Origin of the sequence: Pseudarthrobacter cremeus, from assembly GCF_051857465.1 — a bacterium.
GTDB lineage: Bacteria > Actinomycetota > Actinomycetes > Actinomycetales > Micrococcaceae > Arthrobacter.
This window is the reverse complement of sequence record NZ_JBPZHC010000001.1, coordinates 634,541-658,804: the sequence shown is the minus strand read 5'-3', so window position 1 is coordinate 658,804 and position 24,264 is coordinate 634,541. Positions and strand designations below refer to the sequence as shown.

25 protein-coding genes, 2 tRNA genes and 1 other RNA gene are annotated in these 24,264 nt (G+C 64.6%); 17 read left to right on the top strand and 11 right to left on the bottom strand.

Translation table 11 applies throughout. The annotated features are described in order from the left end of the window. Positions 1-60 precede the first annotated feature (60 nt). Both ACS5PJ_RS02930 and ACS5PJ_RS02925 read left to right on the top strand, forming a co-directional pair. Positions 61-136, top strand: a tRNA-Val gene (locus ACS5PJ_RS02930). Between the two features lie 131 nt (positions 137-267). After that, positions 268-558, top strand: coding sequence for a hypothetical protein (locus ACS5PJ_RS02925; protein WP_439433407.1), 291 nt, complete (start codon positions 268-270; stop codon positions 556-558). Between the two features lie 209 nt (positions 559-767). On the opposite strand, the gene ACS5PJ_RS02920 is transcribed toward ACS5PJ_RS02925, so the two are convergent. Next, positions 768-1,538, bottom strand: a complete 771-nt coding sequence (locus tag ACS5PJ_RS02920) for a MerR family transcriptional regulator (protein WP_439433406.1) — start codon at positions 1,536-1,538, stop codon at positions 768-770. 250 nt (positions 1,539-1,788) lie between these two features. Here ACS5PJ_RS02920 and ACS5PJ_RS02915 point away from each other — a divergent pair, with 250 nt between their 5' ends. Further along, complete coding sequence (locus ACS5PJ_RS02915) at positions 1,789-2,586, top strand: IclR family transcriptional regulator (protein ID WP_439433405.1); 798 nt, start codon at positions 1,789-1,791, stop codon at positions 2,584-2,586. A gap of 199 nt (positions 2,587-2,785) precedes the next feature. Continuing rightward, a complete protein-coding gene (locus tag ACS5PJ_RS02910; protein ID WP_439433404.1) occupies positions 2,786-4,135 on the top strand; it encodes an MFS transporter in 1,350 nt (449 codons plus the stop codon). A 65-nt stretch (positions 4,136-4,200) separates the two neighbouring features. Here the strand turns inward: ACS5PJ_RS02910 and ACS5PJ_RS02905 are convergent, their stop codons facing one another. After that, positions 4,201-5,265 carry a D-2-hydroxyacid dehydrogenase gene (locus ACS5PJ_RS02905; protein WP_439433403.1) on the bottom strand — a complete coding sequence of 355 codons (1,065 nt, stop codon included), beginning with the start codon at positions 5,263-5,265 and terminating at the stop codon, positions 4,201-4,203. Positions 5,266-5,336: 71 nt separating this feature from the next. Between ACS5PJ_RS02905 and ACS5PJ_RS02900 the strand changes: the two genes are divergently transcribed. From ACS5PJ_RS02900 to ACS5PJ_RS02890, 3 genes are read left to right on the top strand one after another with little or no spacing between them, the layout of a single operon-like run. Further along, positions 5,337-6,266: an NAD(P)-dependent oxidoreductase gene (locus ACS5PJ_RS02900; protein ID WP_439433402.1), complete on the top strand. Its 930-nt coding sequence runs from the start codon at positions 5,337-5,339 to the stop codon at positions 6,264-6,266. After that, entirely contained in the window at positions 6,263-7,033 is a 771-nt protein-coding gene (locus ACS5PJ_RS02895) for an SDR family oxidoreductase (RefSeq protein WP_439433401.1), read from the top strand. Before ACS5PJ_RS02900 ends, ACS5PJ_RS02895 begins: the two co-directional genes overlap by 4 nt. After that, positions 7,033-8,118 carry an L-idonate 5-dehydrogenase gene (locus tag ACS5PJ_RS02890; RefSeq protein WP_439433400.1) on the top strand — a complete coding sequence of 362 codons (1,086 nt, stop codon included), beginning with the start codon at positions 7,033-7,035 and terminating at the stop codon, positions 8,116-8,118. The genes ACS5PJ_RS02895 and ACS5PJ_RS02890 overlap by 1 nt, the downstream gene beginning before the upstream one ends. A 28-nt stretch (positions 8,119-8,146) precedes the next feature. Here ACS5PJ_RS02890 and ACS5PJ_RS02885 read toward each other — a convergent pair whose 3' ends face one another. Continuing rightward, on the bottom strand, positions 8,147-8,875 hold the full coding sequence (locus ACS5PJ_RS02885) for a FadR/GntR family transcriptional regulator (RefSeq protein ID WP_439433399.1): 729 nt from the start codon (positions 8,873-8,875) through the stop codon (positions 8,147-8,149). A gap of 175 nt (positions 8,876-9,050) precedes the next feature. Between ACS5PJ_RS02885 and gnd the strand changes: the two genes are divergently transcribed. Further along, the gene (gnd, locus tag ACS5PJ_RS02880) at positions 9,051-10,487 is read left to right on the top strand and encodes an NADP-dependent phosphogluconate dehydrogenase (RefSeq protein WP_439433398.1); all 1,437 of its coding nucleotides are present in this window, start codon (positions 9,051-9,053) and stop codon (positions 10,485-10,487) included. Between the two features lie 128 nt (positions 10,488-10,615). Further along, on the top strand, positions 10,616-11,449 hold the full coding sequence (locus tag ACS5PJ_RS02875) for an oxidoreductase (protein WP_439433397.1): 834 nt from the start codon (positions 10,616-10,618) through the stop codon (positions 11,447-11,449). A gap of 16 nt (positions 11,450-11,465) precedes the next feature. Here the strand turns inward: ACS5PJ_RS02875 and epsC are convergent, their stop codons facing one another. The 3 genes from epsC to msrA form a co-directional block, all read right to left on the bottom strand. Then, positions 11,466-12,050 carry a serine O-acetyltransferase EpsC gene (epsC, locus tag ACS5PJ_RS02870; RefSeq protein ID WP_439433396.1) on the bottom strand — a complete coding sequence of 195 codons (585 nt, stop codon included), beginning with the start codon at positions 12,048-12,050 and terminating at the stop codon, positions 11,466-11,468. 39 nt (positions 12,051-12,089) lie between these two features. After that, on the bottom strand, positions 12,090-13,025 hold the full coding sequence (gene cysK, locus ACS5PJ_RS02865; RefSeq protein ID WP_439433395.1) for a cysteine synthase A: 936 nt from the start codon (positions 13,023-13,025) through the stop codon (positions 12,090-12,092). A gap of 65 nt (positions 13,026-13,090) precedes the next feature. After that, on the bottom strand, positions 13,091-13,615 hold the full coding sequence (gene msrA / locus ACS5PJ_RS02860; protein ID WP_439433394.1) for a peptide-methionine (S)-S-oxide reductase MsrA: 525 nt from the start codon (positions 13,613-13,615) through the stop codon (positions 13,091-13,093). Positions 13,616-13,737: 122 nt separating this feature from the next. On the opposite strand from msrA, the gene ACS5PJ_RS02855 reads away from it, so the two are divergent. The 3 genes from ACS5PJ_RS02855 (at position 13,738) to ACS5PJ_RS02845 (ending at position 16,037) form a co-directional block, all read left to right on the top strand. After that, positions 13,738-14,661, top strand: a complete 924-nt coding sequence (locus ACS5PJ_RS02855; protein WP_439433393.1) for a Nif3-like dinuclear metal center hexameric protein — start codon at positions 13,738-13,740, stop codon at positions 14,659-14,661. 123 nt (positions 14,662-14,784) lie between these two features. Then, complete coding sequence (locus ACS5PJ_RS02850; protein WP_439433392.1) at positions 14,785-15,522, top strand: zinc ribbon domain-containing protein; 738 nt, start codon at positions 14,785-14,787, stop codon at positions 15,520-15,522. Next, positions 15,513-16,037 carry a DinB family protein gene (locus ACS5PJ_RS02845; protein WP_439433391.1) on the top strand — a complete coding sequence of 175 codons (525 nt, stop codon included), beginning with the start codon at positions 15,513-15,515 and terminating at the stop codon, positions 16,035-16,037. Before ACS5PJ_RS02850 ends, ACS5PJ_RS02845 begins: the two co-directional genes overlap by 10 nt. A 12-nt stretch (positions 16,038-16,049) precedes the next feature. On the opposite strand, the gene ACS5PJ_RS02840 is transcribed toward ACS5PJ_RS02845, so the two are convergent. Next, positions 16,050-16,814: a YaaA family protein gene (locus ACS5PJ_RS02840; RefSeq protein ID WP_439433390.1), complete on the bottom strand. Its 765-nt coding sequence runs from the start codon at positions 16,812-16,814 to the stop codon at positions 16,050-16,052. 57 nt (positions 16,815-16,871) lie between these two features. Between ACS5PJ_RS02840 and rnpB the strand changes: the two genes are divergently transcribed. The 4 genes from rnpB (at position 16,872) to ACS5PJ_RS02820 (ending at position 20,205) form a co-directional block, all read left to right on the top strand. Next, an RNA gene (rnpB, locus tag ACS5PJ_RS02835) (RNase P RNA component class A) lies at positions 16,872-17,263 on the top strand. A 265-nt stretch (positions 17,264-17,528) separates the two neighbouring features. After that, a complete protein-coding gene (locus ACS5PJ_RS02830; RefSeq protein ID WP_439433389.1) occupies positions 17,529-19,007 on the top strand; it encodes a glyceraldehyde-3-phosphate dehydrogenase in 1,479 nt (492 codons plus the stop codon). A gap of 81 nt (positions 19,008-19,088) precedes the next feature. Beyond that, on the top strand, positions 19,089-19,298 hold the full coding sequence (locus ACS5PJ_RS02825; RefSeq protein ID WP_439433388.1) for a hypothetical protein: 210 nt from the start codon (positions 19,089-19,091) through the stop codon (positions 19,296-19,298). A gap of 109 nt (positions 19,299-19,407) precedes the next feature. Beyond that, positions 19,408-20,205 carry an HNH endonuclease family protein gene (locus tag ACS5PJ_RS02820; RefSeq protein ID WP_439433387.1) on the top strand — a complete coding sequence of 266 codons (798 nt, stop codon included), beginning with the start codon at positions 19,408-19,410 and terminating at the stop codon, positions 20,203-20,205. On the opposite strand, the gene def is transcribed toward ACS5PJ_RS02820, so the two are convergent. From def to orn, 3 genes are all read right to left on the bottom strand, one after another. Continuing rightward, the gene (gene def / locus ACS5PJ_RS02815) at positions 20,202-20,774 is read right to left on the bottom strand and encodes a peptide deformylase (RefSeq protein ID WP_439433386.1); all 573 of its coding nucleotides are present in this window, start codon (positions 20,772-20,774) and stop codon (positions 20,202-20,204) included. The two genes, ACS5PJ_RS02820 and def, sit on opposite strands and share 4 nt — an antisense overlap. Positions 20,775-20,889: 115 nt before the next feature. Further along, positions 20,890-20,962 (bottom strand) — tRNA-His (locus tag ACS5PJ_RS02810). 129 nt (positions 20,963-21,091) lie between these two features. After that, a complete protein-coding gene (gene orn / locus ACS5PJ_RS02805) occupies positions 21,092-21,715 on the bottom strand; it encodes an oligoribonuclease (RefSeq protein ID WP_439433385.1) in 624 nt (207 codons plus the stop codon). 162 nt (positions 21,716-21,877) lie between these two features. On the opposite strand from orn, the gene mptB reads away from it, so the two are divergent. Next, positions 21,878-23,434: a polyprenol phosphomannose-dependent alpha 1,6 mannosyltransferase MptB gene (gene mptB / locus ACS5PJ_RS02800; RefSeq protein ID WP_439433564.1), complete on the top strand. Its 1,557-nt coding sequence runs from the start codon at positions 21,878-21,880 to the stop codon at positions 23,432-23,434. Between the two features lie 97 nt (positions 23,435-23,531). Here mptB and ACS5PJ_RS02795 read toward each other — a convergent pair whose 3' ends face one another. Further along, a complete protein-coding gene (locus ACS5PJ_RS02795; protein WP_439433384.1) occupies positions 23,532-24,263 on the bottom strand; it encodes a DNA alkylation repair protein in 732 nt (243 codons plus the stop codon). Position 24,264 lies beyond the last annotated feature (1 nt).

Genomic DNA, 24,264 nt, shown 5'->3' with positions numbered 1-24,264 from the left:
CAGGTCAGGTACAGTTTATGTTCGTTGGTTGACGCGCTGCGGCGCGGAAACCGGCTGTTCGGGTCTTTAGCTCAGCTGGTAGAGCGCCACGTTTACACCGTGGATGTCATCGGTTCGATCCCGGTAGGACCCACCACAGAACCCCCGTCGTCCCAGGCCCGTGAGGCCAGGAGCGGCGGGGGTTTTTCCGTATGTCGGCACCCTTGATCCAGGTGACGAACAAGCTCTTCCGCCTTATTGTCGGTGCCAGTCCCTACAGTTCCTGGAATGGAGCATGTAGAAGTCAGGATGTCCAGGGAAGGGACCCCGACGGCGGTCCTGAGCGAAGGCAGGGAGTGGTCCGTCGGCGCCGAAAGCGTCCGGTGGTTCGAACGGGTCAGTTGGTGGGAGGCGCAGCGCCGCATGCCCAAGGGGCTGGGCCGGGTGGATGTCGAGGTTGTGCAGGTCCAGGTGAGGCTGGGACCCAACCCGCATTCCGCGCTGACCACCATGGTTCTGGAGCGCGACGGGCAGGGCGGGGGCTGGCGGAGGAGGGAGTCCCTCGCCAGCGCCGCCTGAATTCGGGCGGCAATTTTGGGCATTGGAAAACCCTCCACCGCGACTATTGGGGGATGCCGCGGTGGAGGGCCTGAAATGAATATACCGTGAACTTCCGGAAACAAAAAATGGTGATACCGGAAAAGTCCTTGAGCGGCGTGACCCGGCAACAAACTGACGCGCCTGGCGGCAGTGTCCTACCGGCTATCTGTCCGCCTGCTCGCCACGGATCACTGATCCAGCCCGCGCTCATACCCGTCCCGCACCCGCTGGAGGTACGTGACCAGTTCCTGGAGCCGGTCCGCGGCCCAGGGCAGCCTGGCGCTCAGTTCCTGACTCTTTTCCTGCCACAAACTCCGCGCTGCAACCTTGGTCGCGTCATCGCTGTGGAACTGGGAACCAAGCGCATCCCACCGCGTGGCAAACTCCCGGACTGCGGGGTCGTCCACAGGCGTATTTGCCGACACGTAGCCCAGGCCTTCTTCGACGAGACGGGCAAACATGTTCCTGGCATCGTCAACGGCGGCCGGGCCAAGCTCGGCCCGGCGTTGCGCCAGTTCGGAGCGCTGTTCCTCAGTGAAATACTTCTCGTACATCGTCATCGCTTCCAAGATGGATATGAATTGATCGACGGCCGGCATGTCCCCGCCCATGTTGTCCAGCAGCGCCTGGATCTGCCGCTGAAGGCGCAGCGCCTGCTCTGCCTGGTCACGCAGTGCCGACAACTGGCTGGTGAGCAGCCGCCGCACTGCGAAGACGTCGTCCGGCGACGCCGCAAGGACCTCGCGGACCTGATCCAGAGACAGGCCCAGCGCCCGCAGTGCCCTGATCCGGTAAAGGTGACGGACGTCCTCTTCCGAATACCGCCGGTGCCCGGAGTGCGTCCGGCCTGTCGCAGGAAACAATCCGATCTGGTCGTAGTGGTGTAAGGTCCGCACAGTGACCCCGCACAGGGTGGCCAGCTCGCCAATGCTCCATAATTGCCCACTGGTCTCCAACATGTCTCTCACCTTAAGACCTGACGCTGCGTGAGGATCAAGCATCAACTGGTAGCACTTGGGGGCACTGCGTGCGCTGCCAAGAGGCGTGGCTGTCAACCAGCCGGTGCGCACCCAATGTCACGCGTAGCGGCTGATCGCTGCCTCCGGATATGAACCGCTTCGACTTCGACGGGGAGCCATTATGATGGTTAGTGTTCAGCGGAATGAACAAGCAACTTGAGCGCCGCCGCGTGCCGATCAAAGGAGAATCATGGCCGATTCCCGCACCTCCCGTTCCTCCGATGGGTTAGGGAGCACCTCTCCGGCACCCGCCGTTACGCGCGCCGCCGCAGTCATGGACGCACTGGCAGCTTCCGCCACCGGGAGGCTGACGCTCAGTGACCTGGCCCGCGAGTTGGGGATCCCCAAGTCGTCCACGTCCAACCTTCTGCTCGCTCTCGAAGAAGCAAGGCTGATCAGCCGCCAGGGGGCAGAGTTCACGCTTGGCCGCAAGCTGGTGGAACTCGGTGCTGCCTACCTGAGCCGGCTCGACGAGGTTCAGGAGTTCTACCGCTTTTGCGAGCAGGCACCCACTCTTTCCGGGGAAACCGTCCGCATTGCCATGCTCGATGGCACGAACGTGATCTACCTCGCCCGTTACGAAGGTCACCCGGCCGTCCGCCTGACCTCGAACATCGGCGACAAAATGCCGGTCTCGCTGTGCGCCGTGGGCAAGGCTTTAATTGCCCGGCTCCACGACCATGACATCGAGAGCATGTTTCCTGACGACGTCCAGCTACCCGTGCTGACGCCGAAGTCACTGCGCACCGGCGCTGAGCTTAAAGCCCAGCTCAAGACCATCCGGGAGCAGGGTTATGCATTCGAGGACGAAGAGTCAACCACCGGGGTGGTGTGCCTGGCCGTCAGCGTACCCACCCGCGGCGCCCACGGCCCCAGCCTTGGCCTGTCAGTCACCGCACTCAAGGCCACGTACTCCGCTGAGCAGGGCTCCCAGATGGTCAAGGAACTGAACGAACTGGCACGGTCCTTAGGCAACCCCATGGGCTGACGGGGACCCCGGGTCCTCCCGCGCCTGCGTCTATGGGCCCTGAGAACCTCAAAGACCCCGAAAACCTCAAAGACCCCGAAAACCCCTTGCGCACTGTTCAACTTGCTGTACTCTGTTCAATATAGTGATCGGCGCCACGAGGTGTCCTCGCTATCCCACCAGGCCAACGGGGGCCTGGAGTGTTTTTGAGGGAGTTCTTGTGACAACTCGTACTAAATCACCGCAGCCAGACCTGGACGGCGCCGTCGTCGATCCTGACCAGCTGCGAAGGGCAACACTTGCCAGCTCTGTAGGTTCCGCCCTGGAGTACTACGACTTCTATATCTATGGGCTGGCCTCAGCCCTCATCTTCGGACCGCTCTTCTTCTCTCCCCTGGGCGAGAGCGGTGCAGTCATCGCCTCCTTTGCCACCTACGGAGTGGGCTTCGCTGCCCGGCCGTTCGGCGGTGTGGTCTTCGGCCACATCGGGGACCGGTTCGGCCGGAAGATGGTGCTGATCCTCACCATCGGCTTGATGGGCATGGCCAGCTTCGCCATCGGACTCCTGCCCACGTTTGAGCAGGCCGGCATGCTGGGCGCCGTGCTGCTGGTGGCGTTGCGCATCCTCCAGGGCCTGGGTGCCGGTGCCGAGCAGGCAGGCGCCACCACCCTGATTTCAGAAGTTGCTCCGCGCCGCCGTCGTGGTTTCTTCGCCTCTTTGCCCTTCGTTGGCATTCAGCTGGGCACCCTGCTGGGCGCGGGAACCTTTGCCCTAATGGCGCTGGCAGACAAGGCTGTTCTGCAGGGCTGGCTGTGGCGCGTTCCTTTCCTGGCGAGCGTCATCCTGATTGTCATCGCCATCTTTATCCGGCTCCGGCTCAAGGAAACCCCGGTCTTCCAGGAACTGGAAAAGCACAAGGCCGTGGCCAAGAATCCGGTGGGCCAGATCTGGAAGCACTCCAAGAAGAACGTGCTCATCGGCATCGGCCTCCGCATGGGTGAAAACGGAAACTCGTCCATCTACTCGGCACTCCTGGTGTCCTTCATCAGCCTGCCCGCTGGTGTCTTCGCCGGCGACAAGTTCATCGGCCCGACGGGTCTCCTGATCGCTGCCGGGTTTGCTGCGGTCATGGTGGTCACGTTCGGTGCCCTGTCAGACCGCTTCGGCCGCGTTCCGGTGTACCGCTACGGGGCTCTCTTCCAGGCCGTCATCGCACTGCCGGCTTTCTACCTGGTCACCCTGGGCAACGTCACCCTGGTCTGGGTGGTCATGGTGGTGGGCATCTCACTGGGTGTGCAGTCAATGCTTGGTCCCCAGTGTGCCCTCCTGCCCGAACTCTTCGGTGCACAGCACCGCTTCACCGGCGTGGCACTGAGCCGCGAGCTCTCTGCGGTGATGGCCGGCGGGTTCGCTCCGATGATCGGTGTGGCGCTGCTGGCCGCCACCGGCCATTCCTGGCTGGTCCCCGCCATCTATTCCCTGGTCCTGGCATTGATCTCGTTCGGCACCACCTTCTTCACCCCCGAAACGGTGGGCCGCGATCTGGTTCTCGTGGAGGATGCAAGCTAAAGGCCCTGCACGCAAAGAAGGCGGCCTTCCCGGGATGGGAAGGCCGCCTTCTGGGGTTTGGCAGGTCAGTAGAAGTGGACCGGATCCACCAGGTGGGGCAGGTCGCCGCCGTCGAGGAAAGTGCGGAGGTTGCTGCAGAAGCGCTCTGCGATCAGCCGGTTCTCCGCCGCGCTGAGGGCCGAGGTGTGCGGTGAGACCAGAACATTGGGGTGACTCCACAGCGGACTGTCCTGGGGGAGCGGCTCCACGGCAAACACATCGAGGCAGGCGTAGGACACCTTTCCGTTATCGAGCGCCTCGACCAGGGCGTCTTCATCCACAACAGTGCCGCGGCCCACGTTGACAAACACGGTTCCCGGCTTCATCGCCGCAAAGACGTCGCGGCTGAACAGCTTCTCCGTATAGGGGGTGCCGGGCAGGGTGTTCACCACGGCATCAGCTGTGGAAAGGAGCGCGGCGAGGCCGTCATTGTCCGAAACTTTTTCGATTCCCTCGATCGGCTCCACCGTCCGCTTGGTGCCGCTGACCTTCATGCCGAGGGCTCGGGCGATGCGGGCCGTCTCCAGGCCGATTTCTCCGAGGCCGGCCACTACCAGGGTGGAGCCGTTGACCAGCCTGGTGGGTGTCCGCAGTTCGGGCCACACCCTGGCTGCCTGGTCCCGGGCCAGCTCGGCGCTCCGCTTGAAGCCGTTGAGGATCCCCAGCGCGGCGAACTCCGCGAGCGGCAGCGCGTGGACGCCGGCCGACGTGGTGACCCGGAATTTGCTGAGGGTCTCCGGGTCCAGGCCGGATGCCTTCACGGCACCGCCGGCTCCGGCAGCCATGGCGTGCACCCACTGGAGGCGCGGATTCTCACGGGCTATGCGGGCCAGGCCTGCGGGGCTTTCGTTAGGCAGGCCGTACAGCACCTGTGCCTGATTCAGCATGGCCCAGTACCGCTCCTCCTGCCCGGGGGTGCGCTTGAAATCCGGGTCCCCGGAGTGGTCGGCCGGAAAACGTTCCGGCGGGAGAAGCTCTGGCTCATAGAGCACGGTCACGGAGGGGTCTATGGCGCGGATGCGGTCCACCAGCTCTGCTTCGAGCGGGACGGCGATCGCGACAAGGGTTTCGGTCGTCATAGTGTTCATCATACTGAATAGAGGCTAGGATATTGGACAGATTTCCCTTCATTAACCACACAACGACGTGAGTCGAGGCCATCATGGAAGAAAAAAGAGCCGGCTTTGTGGGCCTGGGCCTGATGGGCCTGCCCATGGCGAAGAGCCTTCTCCTCGCCGGCTGGGAGGTCACCGCCTGGAACCGTTCGGCCGGGCCCGTCCAGGAGTTTGCAGGGCAGGGCGGGCGCACAGCACCAGACGTTGCCTCGCTGCGGGACCTGCCGGTCATCGCATTCATGCTCCCGGATCTGCCGTTCATTGAGGAAGCTGCGTCAGGCCTGCTGGCCAGCTGGGCTGAGACGCCACCGGAGGCCGGCACGGCCGTGGTGGTCATGAGCTCCGTCTCGCCTGCGCAGGTCAAGGACTTCGGACAACGGGTCCATGAGGCGAGCCACGGCCTGGCCTCGGTGGTGGATGCACCGGTCAGCGGCGGGACATCGGGTGCTTCCGAGGGGACCCTTGCCATTATGGCCGGCGGCGCAGTCGGGGACTTTGAGCGGCTCGAAGCGTTCTTCGGGGCAATGGGAACCACCGTGAGGCACATGGGCCCGCTCGGTACAGGGTCTCTCGCGAAGGCGTGCAACCAGCTGATTGTGGGAACCACGACGGCGGCGCTCGCCGAGGCGGCCGAGCTCGCCGAGCGCTCCGGCATGGATCCCGGAGCGCTTTTCGACGTTTTGGCCGGCGGCCTGGCCGGCAGCCGGGTCCTGGAGATCGTGGGTTCGCGGCTGGCCCGGAAGGACTATAACCCCACAGGTCCGGCGAAATTCATGCATAAAGACCTTTCCTTCGTCCTGGAGTCCGCCAAGGAAGCCGGTGCGGCCGTGCCGATGGCGACGGCCGCAGCGGACCTGTACGCAGAACTGAAGCGCCAAGGACTCGGCGACCGCGACCTCGCCGTGGTCCGGCAGGCCATCTCAAACCTGAGCGACAACACGGCGGACACCGCCACGAGAGGAGCAGTTACATTATGACTTCACTGTTTGATCTGACCGGGCGCGTTGCACTGGTAACCGGTTCGAGCCGGGGGATCGGTAATGCGCTGGCGAGGGCGCTGGCCGACGCCGGTGCAACTGTGGTGCTGAACGGCATCAATGCGGAGCGGTTGAAGGCTGCGGAAGTGGTGTTGGCGGCTGATTTTGCGCCCGGCCGTATCCACAGCGTCGCGTTTGATGTCACTTCTGATGCCGAAGCGGCCCGTGGCATTTCCTGGGTGGAAGAGCATGTGGGTCCCCTGGAGATCCTGATTAACAATGCAGGGATCCAGCACCGGGTGCCGATGCTGGACCTGGACGTGGCCGACTGGGAGCGGGTGATTGCGACGGACCTTACCAGTGCATTCCTGGTGGGCCGGGAGGCTGCCCGGCACATGATCCCGCGCGGGCACGGCAAGATCATCAACATCTGCTCGGTCCAGACGGACCTGGCCCGGCCCACCATCGCCCCGTATGTTGCGGCCAAGGGCGGGCTGCGTAACCTGACCCGCGCCATGACGGCAGAATGGGCCGCCTCCGGCCTGCAGATCAACGGGATCGCACCCGGGTACATCCACACAGAGATGACGCAGAACCTGGTTGACGATGAGCAGTTCAACTCCTGGATCCTTGGCCGGACCCCGGCGCACCGGTGGGGGACCGTGCAGGACCTGGCGGGACCGGCGGTGTGGCTGGCCTCGGACGGTTCGAATTTCGTCAACGGGCAGACCATCTTTATCGACGGCGGAATGACGGTGGTGGTCTGATGTCAGTGGATACAGCACTGCCGGTTACGGGGTTGGCCGTCGTGGCCCACGCCGCGGGTGATCTGCGGGTCCAGGACGTGCCGGTCGCGGCGCCCGGTCCGGATGAGGCGGTGGTTGAGGTCCGGTACGGCGGGATCTGCGGCTCGGACCTGCACTACTGGCTGCACGGCGCGGCGGGGGAATCTGTCCTGAAGGCCCCGCTGGTGCTCGGGCACGAGATTTCCGGGACCGTTGTCCAGGCTGCCGTGGACGGGACCGGCCCGTCGGCGGGGACGCCTGTAGCGGTCCATCCTGCCACCCCCGGCCCTGGCACGGGCGCAGCCGCGGGCGTGCGGTATCCGGCGGACCGGCCCAACCTTTCCCCGGGGTGCACGTATCTGGGCAGCGCGGCCCGGTTCCCGCATACGGACGGGGCGTTCAGCCGTTACGTCAACCTGCCTGCCCGGATGCTCCGGGCGCTGCCGGAGACCCTGGACCTGCGCATGGCGGCGCTGATCGAACCCACCGCAGTGGCCTGGCACGCTGTGGCACGCGCCGGGAACGTGAAAGGCAAAACGGCCCTGGTGATCGGCTCCGGTCCCATCGGCGCGCTGGTTGTCGCGGTCCTCAGGCGTGCCGGCGCAGCCCGGATCACCGCCGTCGACATGCACCCCAAACCGTTGGAGATCGCCGTGGCCGTCGGGGCTGATGCGGTGATTCCCGCCGGGGATGAGGCGGCGATCGCGGCCGTGCAGGCCGACGTCGTCATTGAATCCTCCGGCAGCCACCACGGCCTGGCCTCGGCCATCCAGGGCGCAACCCGCGGCGGCACCGTGGTCATGGTGGGGCTGCTGCCCGCCGGCCCGCAGCCTGTCCTGATCTCGCTGGCCATCACCCGCGAACTGGAGCTGAAGGGCTCGTTCCGCTTCAACGATGAAATCGACGAGGTCATCGCCGCGCTCACGGACGGCTCATTGCACATCAGCCCGGTCATCACCCACGAATACCCCGTGGAGGAAGCACTCGAGGCCTTCGCCGTCGCCAGGAATTCCGCAGAATCCGGGAAGGTCCTGCTGGATTTCCGGCCGGTCAGTCCCGGTGCCTGATTCCTGCGGTGCCTGATTCCTGCGGTGCCTAGTTCCTGCGGACGGGGATGAACACCCGAGGCTGATCCGTCCAGGTATCGGACATCCGCGTCATGGTGCGGCGCATGATCCGCTCGGAGGCCTCCCTCGCAGCCGGAGCATCGCCCGCGGCCACCGCTTCGGCGAGGTCAACGTGCCACTGCAGCGCGCCCTCGTGCGGGTGGTCCGGCATCAGGCCATGGACCGTTCGTCCGGTCAGGGTTTCCGCTACCTGTCCCATCAGGTTTGCAAACATCTCGTTGCCGGAGCCTGACAGCAGGACCGAGTGGAACGCTATGTCCAGGTCCAGGAACCGCGGAACGTCGCCGTCGTGGCCTGCGTCGCGCAGGGCGTGGGCGATGTCCACCAGCTCCCGGCGCAGCGGCGCGGGGGCGTTCAGGGCGGCCAGTTCCGCCGCTGCGGGCTCGACGGCGGACCGCAGCTCTGCCAGCGACCGCAACTGTGCGCCGCGGCCCTCGCCGGACAGCCGCCAGCGGATGACCTGCGGATCAAAAGGATTCCAGCGGCTGGGCGGCAGGACACGGATGCCGACGCGCTTGATGGTTTCCACCAGGCCCAGTGACTGGAGGACCCGGACGGCTTCACGGACCACTGAGCGGGAAACGCGGAGCTCTTCCTCGAGGTGCTCTGCCAGCATGACATGTCCGGTGGGCAGGTCGCCCGTGATGATCCGGGTGCCAAGATTTTCAATGGCACGATGGTGCAGGCTGGTCGACATGCAGACAAGCCTAGACTGGGAAACGGCCGGCCGTGTTCCATAAAGTGGTCCCCGCTTTCCCGAAGCCGATTGAATATATATGCTTTATTCGGACCCCATGGTTCGTGCCAGCCTGCTTCGCAACGTACGCGGAGCCCCCTGCACATCCATTGCACACAATGAATTGGAGTTTTTGATGTCTGCACACATCGGTGTCACCGGCCTCGCCGTAATGGGCGCCAACCTGGCCCGCAACCTCGCCCGCAACGGCTTCACGGTTGCCCTGCACAACAGGTCGGTGGAAAAGACCGACGCACTGCTCGAAAAGCACGGCACGGACGGCGACTTCATCCGCACCGAGACCCTGCAGGAACTGGTCGACTCGCTGGAAAAGCCCCGCCGTGTCCTGATCATGGTCAAGGCCGGCAAGCCGGTTGACTCGGTCATCGAGCAGCTGGAACCGCTGCTCGAAGCCGGCGACATCATCATCGACGCCGGAAACTCGCACTACGAGGACACCCGCCGCCGCGAAGCAGCCCTGGCCAAGAAGGACCTGCACTTCGTCGGCATCGGAGTCTCCGGCGGTGAGGAAGGCGCCCTGAACGGCCCGTCCATCATGCCCGGCGGTTCCAAGGAATCCTACGAAGCCCTCGGCCCCCTGCTGGAGAAAATCGCAGCACACGTGGACGGCAAGCCCTGCTGCGCCTGGATCGGCACCGACGGCGCCGGCCACTTCGTCAAGATGGTCCACAACGGCATCGAATACGCCGACATGCAGGTCATCGGCGAAGCGTTCGACCTCCTGCGCTCCGGCGCGGGCATTGAGCCGGCTGACCAGGCAAAGATCTTCGAAGAGTGGAACAAGGGCGACCTCGCCTCCTTCCTGATCGAAATCTCCGCCCAGGTCCTGGGTCACGTGGACGCCAAGACGGGCAAGCCGTTCGTCGACGTCGTCGTGGACGCGGCAGGCCAGAAGGGTACCGGCCGCTGGACGGTCATCTCCGCGCTGGAACTGGGCTCGCCGGTCTCCGGCATCGCCGAATCGGTCTTCGCCCGTGCCTTGTCCTCGCAGGCAGCGCAGCGCAAGCTCGGCCAGGAACTGCTTGCCGGCGAGGAAATCGCCGTTGAGGTTCCGGAAACGTTCGTTGAGGACGTCCGCCAGGCGCTGTACGCCTCCAAACTGGTGTCCTACGCGCAGGGACTGGACATGCTGACCTCCGCAGCCACGGAATATGGCTGGGACCTGAAGCTGGACGAGATCGCCTCCCTTTGGCGGGGCGGCTGCATCATCCGTGCAGAGCTCCTCAAGGAAATCACCAAGGCCTATGCGGCGGAGGAGAAGCCGGCCAACCTGCTGTTCGCCCCCGCCTTCACCAAAGCCATCGCCGAGGTCCTGCCTGCATGGCGCCGCGTGGTCTCCACCGCCGTGCAGCTCGGCATCCCCGTGCCGGTGTTCTCCTCCTCGCTGGCCTACTACGACGGCCTGCGCCGCAAGCGCCTGCCGGCCGCAGTGATCCAGGGCCAGCGTGACCTCTTCGGTGCCCACACCTACGGCCGCGTCGATGCCGAGGGCACGTTCCACACGCTCTGGGGCGAGGACAAGTCCGAAATCGAAGCTGTGGACACCCACTAGGCCCCACGCACCACAAAAGCCGCGCAACGCTGCACGAACCTGCGGCCGGAGCTTCCCGGATATTCTGGGAGGCGCCGGCCGTTGGCGTTCGGCGAGACAAGAGGTGTCCGTCCACCAAGGGAGTCCAAGTGCCACAGCATGTAGCGTTGATCACGGGAGCATCCACCGGCATCGGCTTCGAGGCGGCCAGGAAGCTGGCAAGCCATGGCTTGACGGTGTATGCAGGTGCCCGCCGGGTGGAATTAATGGAGCCCCTCAAGGCCCTGGGCATCCACGTCCTGGCGCTTGACGTGACGGACGACGAATCGATGCGTGCCGCCGTCGGACGGGTACTGGAGGAGCGCGGGCGGATCGATGTCCTGGTCAACAACGCCGGCTACGGGTCCTACGGGGCCCTGGAACAGGTGGACCTGGCAGAGGGCAGGCGGCAATTCGACGTCAACGTCTTCGGGCTTGCCAGAATGACACAGTTGGTGCTGCCGGGCATGCGGGCAGCCGGGCGGGGAAGGATCATCAATGTATCCTCCATCGGCGGGAAGTTCTATGAGCCCCTGGGCGCGTGGTACCACGCCACCAAGTTCGCCGTCGAGGGCATGAGCGACTCGCTCCGGCTGGAGCTCAAGCCGCATGGAATCGAGGTCTGCATCATTGAACCGGCCAGTACGCTCAGTGAATGGGGCCGCATTTCCGCGGACGGGCTGCTTGCCAGCAGCGGCACAGGTCCGTACGCAGACCAGGCCAGGGATTTGGCGGCTGTGCTGGCGTCCACCGACAAGCCCGGATCGTCAACGCGGCCGGAGGTGATCGCGGAAGCAGTGCTGCACGCAGCGACGGCGGTGCGCCCCAGGACCCGATACCCGGTGGGCAGGGGAGCGGCAGCCATCCTGACCCTCAGAAGGCTGCTGCCGGACCGCCTTTATGATGCGGCGGTCACCCTGGTCCTGAAGCGCATCGCAGGCTAGATCCTGCGGCGGATGATCAGATCCGGTATTCGATGTCGTATTCGGCGGGATCCACTGCCGGCTTTGTTTCGCGCTGTGCATCCCGGTGGCGCCACTTGGCGGGCACACCGGTAACGATCGACTCCGGCGGAGCATCCTTGACCACTACGGCGTTGGCACCCACGGCACTGTCACGTCCGATGGTGATGGGCCCCAGGATCTTGGCGCCGGCGCCGATAGTCACCCGGTCCTCGATGGTGGGGTGGCGCTTGACCTTGGCCAGCGAGCGGCCGCCGAGGGTGACACCGTGATAGATCATGACGTCCTCGCCGATCTCGGCGGTCTCACCGATGACCACACCCATGCCGTGGTCGATGAAGAAGCGACGCCCGATCGTGGCTCCGGGATGTATTTCGATTCCGGTCAGGAAGCGGCCCAGTTGGGACACCAGCCTTGCCGGGAACCGGAGTCCGGGATGCCGCCACATTTTGTGCGTCAGGCGGTGGATCCAGATGGCGTGAAGCCCTGAATACGCGAAAAAGTTCTCAAAGGAACCTCGGGCCGCCGGGTCATGCGACCGGGCGGCGTCGAGGTCTTCTTTTAGTCTTGCGAAAAAGCCCACAAAGTTCTTTCTACAGGAAATGGGCCGACAGCTGTTGGATCAGCCGCGGATATCGTCATAGAGCACGGTGGAGATGTAACGCTCTCCAAAGTCACAGACGACGGCGACGATCAGCTTACCCGCGTTCTCGGGCCGCTTGGCCAGCTCCAGCGCGCCCCAGACGATGGCTCCGGAGGAGATGCCGCCCAGGATGCCTTCCTTGACGCCAAGCTCACGGGCTACGCGGACGGAATCCTCAAGCGTGGCATCCAGCACTTCGTCGTAGACGTTGGTGTCCAGGATCTCGGGGATGAAGTTGGCGCCGATGCCCTGGATCTTGTGCGGGCCGGGAGCGCCACCGTTCAGGATGGCGGAGTCCTTCGGTTCGATCGCGACGATCTGGACATCGGGCTTGCGTTCCTTCAGGACCTGGCCGACGCCGGTGACGGTACCGCCGGTTCCAATGCCGGCGACAAAAATGTCTACCTTGCCATCGGTGTCGGTCCAGATTTCCTCGGCCGTGGTGGTGCGGTGGATCTCGGGGTTGGCCTCGTTGGCGAACTGCTGGGCCCAGATGGAGTTCTCCGTGTTGGCCACGATTTCCTGGGCCTTCTCGACGGCGCCGCGCATTCCCTCGGAGCCCGGTGTCAGGACGATCTCGGCACCGAAAGCCCGGAGCATGACGCGGCGTTCGGTTGACATGGTTTCGGGCATGGTCAGGATGACCTTGTAGCCGCGGGCAGCGCCCACCATGGCCAGGGCGATGCCTGTGTTGCCGGAGGTGCCTTCAACAATGGTGCCGCCGGGCTTGAGGGCGCCGGATTTTTCCGCGGCGTCAACGATGGCCACACCGATGCGGTCCTTAACGCTGTTGGCCGGGTTGTAGAACTCGAGCTTGACGGCCACCGTGGCGTCCAGGCCTTCGGTCAGCCGGTTCAGACGGACCAGCGGGGTGCCGCCGACCAGCTGCGTAACATCGTCATAGATCCGTGCCATGTAGATATGCCTATCTCTCAAGTGTGAATACTGAGGTCAGCCTAACGAGGGGGGTGCGGCGCCTGCTAAGCATTAAGCCATGCAGAGTAATATTTCCTGGCCTTGGCGAGTTTCGGATTGATGATCACCTGGCAGTAGCCCTGCTCGGGATACTTGGCGTAATAATCCTGATGGAAATCCTCCGCGACGTGGAACCGCGGCAGCCGGCTGACCTCCGTCACGATCGGATGTGCCCACAAGGCCTGGTTCCGCTCGATGGCTTCCTCGAAGAGAATCTTTTCCTCGGTGGTCTCATAGAACATGGAAGACCGGTACTGGGTGCCGACGTCGTAGCCCTGACGGTTCAGTGTCGTGGGATCGTGCAGGGCGAAGAACATGTCCAGGATGACTTCGGCCGGAATGACATCCTCATCGAACGTGACAGCTACAACCTCGGCGTGGCCGGTGGTTCCGCTGCAGACCGAGTAGTAATCGGGGTTGGGATCGTGGCCGCCGGTGTAGCCCGAAATCACGGAGCTCACACCTTTGGTTTTCTGGTAGACGGCGTCGAGGCACCAGAAGCAGCCTCCGCCAAGAACAAAAGTTTTCATGACCTCTTCAATGGTTGAGCGCCCCGGATGATTCCCGGGCCCACCTTACGTGAGTGTTCCGGATACTGATGGGACGGTTCCCACATGCGGGCGGGAACGCCGAATGGGGTAAAACTGAGTCTATGGAACCTGTAGACACCGGCCTCAAAGATGCGGACACGCTCGACGACGACACCGCGTCCGGGGACGATGCGCCGGCGCAGCAGCCTGCACCGCCAACACTGCGCCAGCTGCTGCTGGCCGTGGAAGAACTCTGGCCGGAGTCCCTGGCCGAAAACTGGGACGAAGTGGGCCTCGTGGCGGGACGTCCATCGGCGCCGGTTACCCGGGTGATGTTCGCCGTTGATCCGACCCTCGAGGTGATTGACGAAGCCGTGGAATGGGGTGCCGAGCTGCTGATCACCCACCACCCGTTGCTGCTCAAGGGCGTCACCTCGGTGGCCGCCACCACCGCGAAGGGACAGGCCATCCACCGGCTCATTGAGTCGGGAACCGCGTTGCTGACCGTGCACACCAACGGTGATTCCGCCGTCGGAGGCGTTTCCGATGTCCTTGCGGACGCCCTGGGCCTGGAGGACGTTGCCCCGCTGACCGTTGCCGCCAACGGTCTTCCCGAAGAAGGCATCGGCCGGGTAGGTGACCTGCCTGAGGTGATGAGCCTGGGTGATTTCGCCGCGCGGGTGTTCGGCATCCTGCCGTCGGTGGCCGGGGGAGTCCGCGTTTCGGGCGACAAGGACGGGCTGATACGCCGCGTTGCCGTCTGTGGCGGAGCCGGCGATTCCCTGTTCAACGAGGTCCGGGCAAGCAACGCGGATGTCTACGTCACCGCCGATCTCCGGCACCACCCGGCCTCCGAAGCCCGCGAGGAGGCGGTGAACGGCCGGCCTTACCTTATTGATGTCTCGCACTTCGCCAGCGAATGGCTGTGGCTGCCGGCGGCGGCGTCGGCTCTGGGCAATGTGCTCGCCGACCAGGGGCACGATGTGGAGATCCAGGTGAGCAGCACCAACAGTGATCCCTGGGACTTCATTCTGACTCCGGGCTAAGCCTGGCATGCGAGGGGCCCCGGGTGAGCGAAGCGAGGCAGGGGAGCAGGCCAGGCGCTAGAGTCTATAGAGCGCCTGCACGGTGCCCGGCTCCGGCCGGCAGGGATCAAGCGGAGGTATCAGTTGGCTAAGGCAGCACCGGCGGAACAGTTGAAGTTGCTCGAACTGCAGGGGCTGGACGCGAAGCTCAAGTCCCTGTCAAACCGCCGCCGGGCCCTTGAAACCGATCCGCGGATCGAGGACCTTCAGTCCGCACTGTCTGTGGCGAACGGCGAACTGGGTGCAGCCAAAATGGCTGTCCACGACGCCGAAACTGAACTTAAGCGGTCAGAGGCCGACGTCGAACAGGTCGCCTCCAGGATCGAACGCGACGAAGCGCGGCTCAACAGCGGAACCGGCCTCTCCAAGGACCTCGTGGCCCTGCAGAAGGATATTGCCTCCCTGAACAACCGGCGCTCCGCCCTGGAGGACATCGAGCTCGAAGTCCTGGAACGTCTCGATGCGCTCCGCGCCAGGCAGGCCTCCCAGCAGCAGATTGTGGACGAGATCCAGGGCTCCTTCGCCGGAATCCGCGCCGAGCTCGACGAGGCCCTGGCCGAGGTTGAAGCGGAAGCCACGGTGGTCCGGGGCAAGCGCGCCGAATTCGCCTCAGGGCTCGACGCCGGGATGCTCGCTGTTTATGAGAAAACCCTGGCCAAGCGCGGAGTGGGCGCCGCCCGGCTGTTCCATGGAACATCAGAGGCCTCCGGCATGAAGCTCAGCCCGGGCGACCTTGCCGAGATCAAGGGTGCCGCGGAGGACGACATTGTGTTCTGCCCGGATTCCGGCGCAATCCTGGTGCGCTCCGCGGAGTGGAACTGAATCCCACGAAGGAACAGATCCTGGCGGAGTACGGCCGTACCCGCCGGGAACTGCAGGCGTGGCTGGCAAACGCCACCGCAGAGGACCTTCGCCGCAAGAGCAACGGCACGAAGTGGACCAATGAGGAACTGCTGTTCCATATGGTGTTCGGCTACATGGTGGTCCGCGCCCTCCTGCCCATGGTCCACACCGTCAGCAGGCTGCCCGGGCCGGTGGGTAGAGGGTTCGCAGCGGCCCTTAACGCCGGAACGGGGCCGTTCAACGTCGTCAATTACTGGGGCTCCCGGGCCGCCTCGACGTTTTACAACCGCCGGCGGATGGGCCGGAAGCTGGACAAAACCCTCGCAGCGCTGTCCCGGCGGCTCGAACGCGAGACGCCGGCCACCCTGTCCCGGTCCATGCCATTCCCGGACCGGTGGGACCCCTTTTTCGCCACGATGACGGTCAATGACGTTTATGCCTACCCGACGCTCCACTTCGACTTCCATGCCGGGCAGTTGAGCCTTGAGCGTTGATGCCGGCAGGTCCTAGCCAGGCAGGATGATGTCCAGGGCGTGCGGTTTCCGCGCCGAACCGGCCACCAGTTCAGCGTCCCACTTTTCGCGTGCTGCCTTCAGCAGTTGCGACGGCGTCTGCGGGGCTTTTCCGCGGCGGACCAGCAGGTGCCGCGCCAGTTCTCCGCGGGTGTGTTTGGCAAAGTGGCTGACCACCTTGCGCACGCCGTCCGTCTCGGTGAAAACGCTGACTGCCACCGTCTGCTCCGGCGGCGGCGCCCAGGCTGCCGAATAGGTGCTGGAGCGGCAGTCCACCAGCAGGTGTCCGGACGATGCCCCGGCGAGGGCCTCCGAAAGCTGCGGCTTCCAGTAAGAGGCGAGGCGGCCGACGTCGGGCAGTGCCGTTCCCATCGACAGCCGGTAGGCCGGGACACTGTCACCGAAGCGGATGGCACCCCACAGCGCCGAGATCACCACAACTGCCTCATTGGCCTTCCGGCGCTGCGCCGGCGTCAACGTTTTGTAACCGAGGGCGTCGTACAAAACGCCCGAATAGATCCGGTGCGCAGGGGCTGCCGGTTCCGCGTGCAGCCGGGTGTTGCGCTCGACGTCGTCCTTCAGCGATGCGCCGACGCCCAGCAGCGCGAGGGCATCCTCGTGGGCGCTCACCGTTCCCAGCGAATCGAGGACCTTGGCCCGGTACGTGTTGAGTACCGGAAAGCTCAGCGACGGCCAGTCGACGGCGGATCCGCGGGTTGCGGGGGTCTTGCCTTCGGAGGGTGGAAGCAGAATCAGCACCGTACGATCCTACCGGCGACAGGAACCGCAGCAGCCGCCGGTAGACTGGACAACGGATGGGTTGACCAGGCGGCCGCGCGTCACGCAAGTGGCTCGAGGAACGTCCGGGCTCCATAGGGCAGGGTGGTGGGTAACGCCCACTCGGGGTAACCCGCAGGCCAGTGCCACAGAGAACAGACCGCCTGTTTCGCGTCGGTTTGAAAGCGGCACGAAACAGGTAAGGGTGAAACGGTGGTGTAAGAGACCACCAGCTTCCCGGGTGACCGGGAAGGCTAGGTAAACCCCACCCGGAGCAAGGCCAGACAGGACACGTTTGAGGGCTGCCCGCCCGAGTGTCCGGGTAGGCCGCTGGAGGGCGTCGGCAACGGCGTCCGTAGATGGATGGCCGCTACTCCCGCGCTGGCAACGGCACGGGAGCACAGAACCCGGCGTATCGGTCAACCCATCCATTCACCCTCAGCCACCGGTTCGCCCCGTGTGTGAGTGACTTCACGCCGCCGGGGGCATTCCACGGGCCGCCTCCAGCCTAGAATGGAGACTGAACGTAGAAGTTCTGCCACCGGATCTGCGTTCGCAGCCGGTGGTTTTTCTTTGCGCTTCTCCACGGCGTCCGGGGTGGACCGAATCCCCGGCGACGCCTGCGCCCCGGAGCACCTCCGGCGGCCGACATCCGCATACGAGGACGTATGCGGCTGACCCGAGGAAGGTAGTTCTGTGAGCCAGACATCAGATTCTTGTCTTGATACGTGGATGGGCCGGGAGGCTCTCGCCGAGGCCATGATTCCGGTGATCGGCCGGCTGTACCGCGAGAACAACGTGGTGACGTCCATCCACGGCCGCAGCCTGATCAACAAGTCCACCATGAACATCCTCAAGGCGCACCGTTTCGCCCGCCGCATGAGCAAGGATGAACTGCTCCTGGAGGAAACCGCGCCGCTGCTGAACACGCTCGCCACGCTGCAGCTGGGTGCCGCGGCCATCGACATCGCCCGCCTGAACCAGAAGTTCAAGGCGGAAGGCAACGGCGCCACACTGGAGGAATTCCTCCGGTCCGAACTCGCCGACGTCGTCGGCCGGTACGGTGCCGACGACCGCACCAGCACCGACGTTGTCCTCTACGGTTTCGGCCGGATCGGGCGGCTGCTGGCACGCCTCCTCATCGAAAAGGCCGGCGGCGGCCACGGCCTGCGCCTGCGCGCCATCGTGGTGCGCCGGGGTTCGGACAAGGACCTTGCCAAGCGGGCCAGCCTGCTGCGCCGCGACTCGGTCCACGGCTCCTTCGAAGGCACCATCCGGGTGGACGAAGAAGCGAACACCATCACCGCCAACGGCGTCCAGGTCCAGGTCATCTACTCGGACAACCCTGCCACGATCGACTACACCGCCTACGGCATCCACAAAGCACTCGTCGTGGACAACACCGGCCGCTGGCGCGACGCCGAGGGGCTGTCCCAGCACCTGCAGAGCAAGGGTGTTGCCCGGGTTCTCCTCACCGCTCCGGGCAAGGGTGCGCTGAAGAACATCGTGCACGGCATCAACCACGGCAGCATCGAGGACACCGACCAGATCGTGTCCGCGGCCTCGTGCACCACCAATGCCATCACCCCGGTCCTGAAGGCCATCAACGACAAGTTCGGCGTGATCCACGGCCATGTCGAGACGGTCCACTCCTTCACCAACGACCAGAACCTGATCGACAATTTCCACAAGGGTGACCGCCGCGGCCGCTCCGCCGCCCTGAACATGGTCATCACGGAAACAGGAGCCGCCACAGCCGTCGCGAAGGCGCTGCCCGAACTCCAGGGCAAGCTTTCAGGCAGCTCAATCCGCGTCCCCACCCCGGACGTCTCGCTGGCCATCCTGAACCTCAGCCTGGAAAACGGCACCACCAAGGATGAGGTGAACGACTACCTGCGCCAGATGTCCCTGCATTCGGACCTGCGCAAGCAGATTGACTACATCGATTCGCCCGAGGTTGTTTCAACGGACTTCGTCGGCTCACGCCGTGCCGGCATCGTGGATGGCCTCGCCACGATTTCCAACGACAAGAACGTCATCCTCTACGTCTGGTACGACAACGAATTCGGCTACAGCTGCCAGGTGGTCCGCGTCATGGAAGAGATGGCAGGCGTCAACCCGCCGTCATTCCCGGCCAAGGAATCCGCCGCCGCTTTGGCCGCCATCGCCGTCTAGTCCGCAGCGGCTGCCGGGATTCCCCGGATATTCCCGGCTGATTCGCTGGAATCAGCCGGGAAACGGGCCCACACTGGTGGCATGGAAAATGACTCAACCCTCCAGCACGAGACCACTCTCGAACACGCCCTCGACGTAGCCAAGGCCAACCACAAGGAAGCCATCCGGCTCCTGGACCAGGCGCGTGCATCCAGGAGTGCCGGGGATATCGGCGAGGACCGGGTGCGACAACTCGAAGCACTCCTTAAACTGGCCGAGGAAGATCTCCGGAGGGTGACCCGGGAGCAGTAAGTAACCGCGCGGGCCCACTCCTCCTCCCCACTGTGGATATCCGTCGCACTGTCAGTGGGGTGGCCTAGGCTCTTCTGGTGAACTATCTTTCCGGAAGGGCCGGTTGCCCATGACCGTCAGTTGGGCGGCCTATCGGCGTGCGCGCAGGCGCTCCAGGCAGGCGTGGGCTGTGCTGGCGCTGCTGGCAGTGGCCTTGGTGGCGTCGGGAGTCTGGTTCTTTACCGCCGGCCAGTTCGCGGCTGCGGAACCCGCCACGGCAGGGCCCGCGGAGGCGCCGGTGTTTGACGGATCCTTCATGAAGCCCGTGATTCCGGTGCGCCCCGTGCCGCAGGGGACCGCGCTGGCCGCCCTGGACGGTTTGCCCGTCAAGGGGCGTGCTCCGAAAGACAACTACCAGCGGGAGGCCTTCGGGCAGGCCTGGCTGGACGTGGACCGGAACGGCTGCGACACGCGGAACGACATCCTGCGCCGTGACCTCACCGCAGTGGTGTTCACCGAGGGCTCCACATGCCGGGTAGCCTCCGGTGCCATACATGAGCCCTACATCGGGCTGGCAGTGGAATTCCGCCGCGGGGCGGAGAGCAGCAAGGAAATACAGATCGACCACGTGGTGGCCCTCGGCGACGCGTGGCAGAAGGGCGCCCAGGGCCTGACGGCCAAGCAACGCCAAAGCCTTGCCAACGACCCCCTGAACCTGATAGCCGCGGACGGGCCCGCCAACCAGGAGAAGAGCGCCGGAGACGCCGCCACCTGGCTGCCCAAGAACAAGAACTTCCGCTGCCACTATGTTGCCCGGCAGATCTCGGTCAAGACCTCCTATTCGCTGTGGGTCACCCAGTCCGAAAAGGATGCAATGAAGCGGGTCCTGGACTCCTGTCCGGACCAGGCCACCATCACGGCGGGCTAATGGCCGAAGGGGTCCGGGTCAACGCCGGGCATCCAGGTCAGTCCTGGCACACCCCAGCCGCTCTTCTTGGCCTGCTTCATGGCCTTCCTGGCGTAACGGTCCAGCAGCCGGTTGACGTAGAGCTTGCCGTCCAGATGGTCGTACTCGTGCTGGATCACGCGGGCAAACCAGCCGGTCGCTTCAAATTCAACCGGTTGCCCGTTGCCATCAAAGCCCTGCACACGGGCCCACTCGGCGCGTTTGAGCGGGTACTGGCCGCCCGGGAAGGAGAGGCAGCCTTCTTCCTCTTCATCGGGGTCGGGCAGTGCGCCGGAGACTTTGGAGAGGGTCAGGACCGGGTTGACGACTGCCCCGGCCGGGGGAGCGCCGTCGTCGTTGGCGAACTTGTAAACGAACAGCCGTTTGCCCACGCCAACCTGTGGCGCGGCCAGGCCCACTCCGTTCGCGGCGTCGTTGGTTTCAAACATGTCCGCGATCAGGGTGCGCAGTTCGTCGTCGAACACCTCCACCTCTGCGGCGCGGCGGTGGAGTACCGGTTCCCCCCAGATAGTGATCGGCAGAACAGTCATGTCAGGCGGCCCTTCGTGCGTGCGGCAAGATGCCGGCTTCCATACAAAAAAATGGAGGCCGCACCGGAATATCCGGTGCGGCCTCCAAACGACGGCTTCTGAGCCGTCCTACAAGGGTGAGCTACGGGGGTTGAACCCGCGACCTCCTGGACCACAACCAGGCGCTCTGCCAACTGAGCTAAGCCCACCATGTGCCGCACAGATTATCCGGGTATCCGGTCCTCTGGAAAGGCAACTCAAATAGCTTACCTGCTGTTCGGGGATGCTCGTGCCACTTTCGGGGTTTTTGCCAAAATTTCCTCGAAACGTGGCGCAGATTACTGTACCGGCGTGGCCGGGTTGTCGGTGATGCGTTTGGCGATCCCGCGGGCTGTGACGCTGTCAGGTCCCGGGGCGGGGACAAAAACGGCCTCGCGGTAGTACCGTAGCTCGTCAATCGAGTCCTGGATGTCCCCCAGGGCGCGGTGGCCGCCCTTCTTCGCGGGGGACTGGAAGTAAGCCCGCGCAAACCAGCGGCGGGAGAGCTCCTTGATGGTGCTTACATCGATCACGCGGTAGTGCAGGTGTTCAACCACCGCCGGCATGTCACGGGAGAGAAAGACGCGGTCGGTCCCTACGGAGTTGCCGCCCAGCGGTGCCTTGCGCGGGTCCGGTACCCACTTCCCGATGTACTCCATCACAGCGGCTTCGGCCTCGGCCATGGTTTTTCCGTGCGGGAGTTCCTTGAGCAGTCCGGACCGGGTGTGCATGTCCCGGACGAAGTCATTCATCTGGGCAAGGGCGGCGTCCTCGGGCTTGATCACCACGTCAACACCGTCACCCAGGACGTTCAGCTCCGAGTCCGTTACCAGGGCCGCCACCTCGATCAAAGCGTCGTTCTTGATGTCCAGGCCGGTCATTTCGCAGTCGATCCAGACGATGCGTTCGTTAGATATAGGCACCGGACCAGCCTACCGTTTGGACCCGGCGCAGCCGTCCGATGTTAGGATTTCCGGTACAGAGGGGCGTGGACGTGGCCGCTGTGCCGTGCCCTCGCGGCCGGGAGGCCAATGCGGCCCGCCGGGGCCGAAGCGCTGAATGCAAAGAGAATGGACGATCCTGAGATGACGGCGCCTGTGCCTGCAACGGGGGAGATGGCCGCCACTTTGATCCCCGGGTCCGTTGCCGCGGAAGTGGACAACGCCCGGTCCCCGATCCTGGCCGGGTTTGTGGGCTCGGTCTTCATGATGATCGGGTCCCTGGGCGTCGGCTGGCTGGCGCCTGTGTCCGAACTCCGCCGGATGCCGGTTTTCATCTGGATGCGCACCGAAGCGGTGGGGGTTGCCCTTGCCATCGTGCTGCTGGCGATAGGCGGAATGCTTCTGGTCCGGTCCTGGCTGCGGCTGGGCCAACGGGTCCGTGTCTGGGGGCCCCAGGCACGCAAGGCAACCCTGCAGGCCGTGGCCGCCTGGGGCCTGCCCATGACGTTCACCGTCCCCTTGTTCAGCCGCGACGTCTACGCCTACATCGGCCAGGGCAGGCTCATGGTGGAGGGGTTCAATCCCTACGAGAACGGCATTTCGGCGCTGTCGAACTACTTCCAGCTCGGGGCCGACAAGATGTGGACCGAAGCCCCGGTGCCCTACGGACAGCTGTTCCTCTGGATTGAGCAGTTCGTGGTCTGGTCCACCAACGTCCAGCCCGAGGCCAGCGTGATGCTGTTCCGCATGGTGGCCATTTTCGGGGTGGTGCTCTGCATTGTCTACGTTCCAAAGCTGGCGGAACTGCACGGCGTCAATCCCCACCGCGCCCTCTGGCTTACAGCGGCGAACCCGTTGTTTCTCACCAACTTCATTGCCAGCGTCCATAACGATGCCCTGATGATCGGGCTGGCACTGGCCGGGCTGTACTACTCGGCCACCCGCCGCGCCGTGTTGGGCATCGTCCTGGTGACGCTGTCCGTCGCGGTGAAGCCCATCACGATCGTCTTCCTGCCGTTCATCGGACTCCTCTGGGCAGGGAAAAAGGCCGGCTGGTCCAGGAAGTTCCTCTTCTGGGCCCTCACGGCAGGGCTGAGCTTCGCCATCCTCTACGGCCTGAGCATGGTCAACGGATTCGGCTTTGGCTGGATCAACGGGCTGTCGGCGCCCGGAAGCATCTTCATCTGGTACGCACCGGTGGGCCTGGTTGGCCTGGTGGTGGCCACCATCTCGAACGCCTTCGGCCTTGACGGCTGGACGCTGGCGGGTTGGGTCTTCGACGCCGGCAAACTGCTCGCCGTGGGCATCGTCGCCTTGCAGATCTTCAAGGGTGACCATGACCGCCTGATGCGCCGCCTGACGCTGGCGTTCGCGGCCGTGGTTGTCCTGGCGCCGATGATCCAGTCCTGGTACGTGGTCTGGCTGATCCCGCTGTTTGCCGTCACGGGCATCCGCAATGACTGGCAGGTCAAGGCGCTGTACTTCATCGTCTCGTTCTTCATGATCTACGCCATTTCCGACCAACTGGAGGTCTTTCCGTACCTGCAGACCGAAGACCTGGGCCTCGCGCTGGTGCTGGCACGGGTGGCTTCCGCGGTGACCGGCCTGCTCTTTGGCCTGTATCTGATTTTCTGGGATCCACGCACCCGCCGCCTGTTCCGCAAGACCCACGATCCCGTCGTCGAACGCCCCGTGATATAGCACCCGGAGGGAGTCCGCAGGTCAGAAGTCCCGGACGCACCTGATGGCATGGTGATTCGTTCGTGGGCCGAGAAGGTGGCGGGGCTGCCCAACACTCTCACGGCGGGAGGGCAGAAGGGCCCGGGAGGTTCCGGAGGGCTTCCCGCCGGGAAAGCGGACTGAGGGCGGACCCGTGTTCCGCCACGAAGCCACGGACCCACTCGGGGTCCGTCCTGGCATATTCACGCAATGCCCAGCCAATGGCCTTGCGGATGAAGAACTCCGGGTCGGACAGGTTCGCTTCAATGACCGCCCGCAACAGGTCCTGGTCGGTCGCGGCTTTCGCCTTCAGCTGGGACGTGATCGAGGCACGCCGGATCCAGAAATCGCCGTCCCGGCTCCAGCCGAGCAGCACATCGGTCATCATGGCACGGTGGGACTCCAGCAGGCCGTACAGGCGGTGCGCCACCCCGTCCACAAAATCCCACCAGGCTCCGGTTCGGATGATTTCCTCATAGACGGGAAGCATCAGCCGGTCCCCGGCCACCATCGGAAGGCCCGTTAGGTCAATCGCCGCGTACCGTTCCTCCCTGGCCGCAGCCATGCGCCAAAGTTCCAGCACCGTGGCGCGGAGCTGGCCTGCGGACGTGAACGGGTGGGCAGCGGCGGCTGCGAGGGCCAGCCGCCTGACCTCCGGCACCCTGATGCCCAGGGAAGGCAGGGTGGACTTCATGTATGTTTGCGCGCCGGCCCCGCGCACCGGGTCCGCACGTTCCAAGAGCTCCGCCCGGACCGCGGCCAGTACTTCAACGTTCGGCGCTTCCCCGTCCGGACCTTCGTTCTCAAGCATG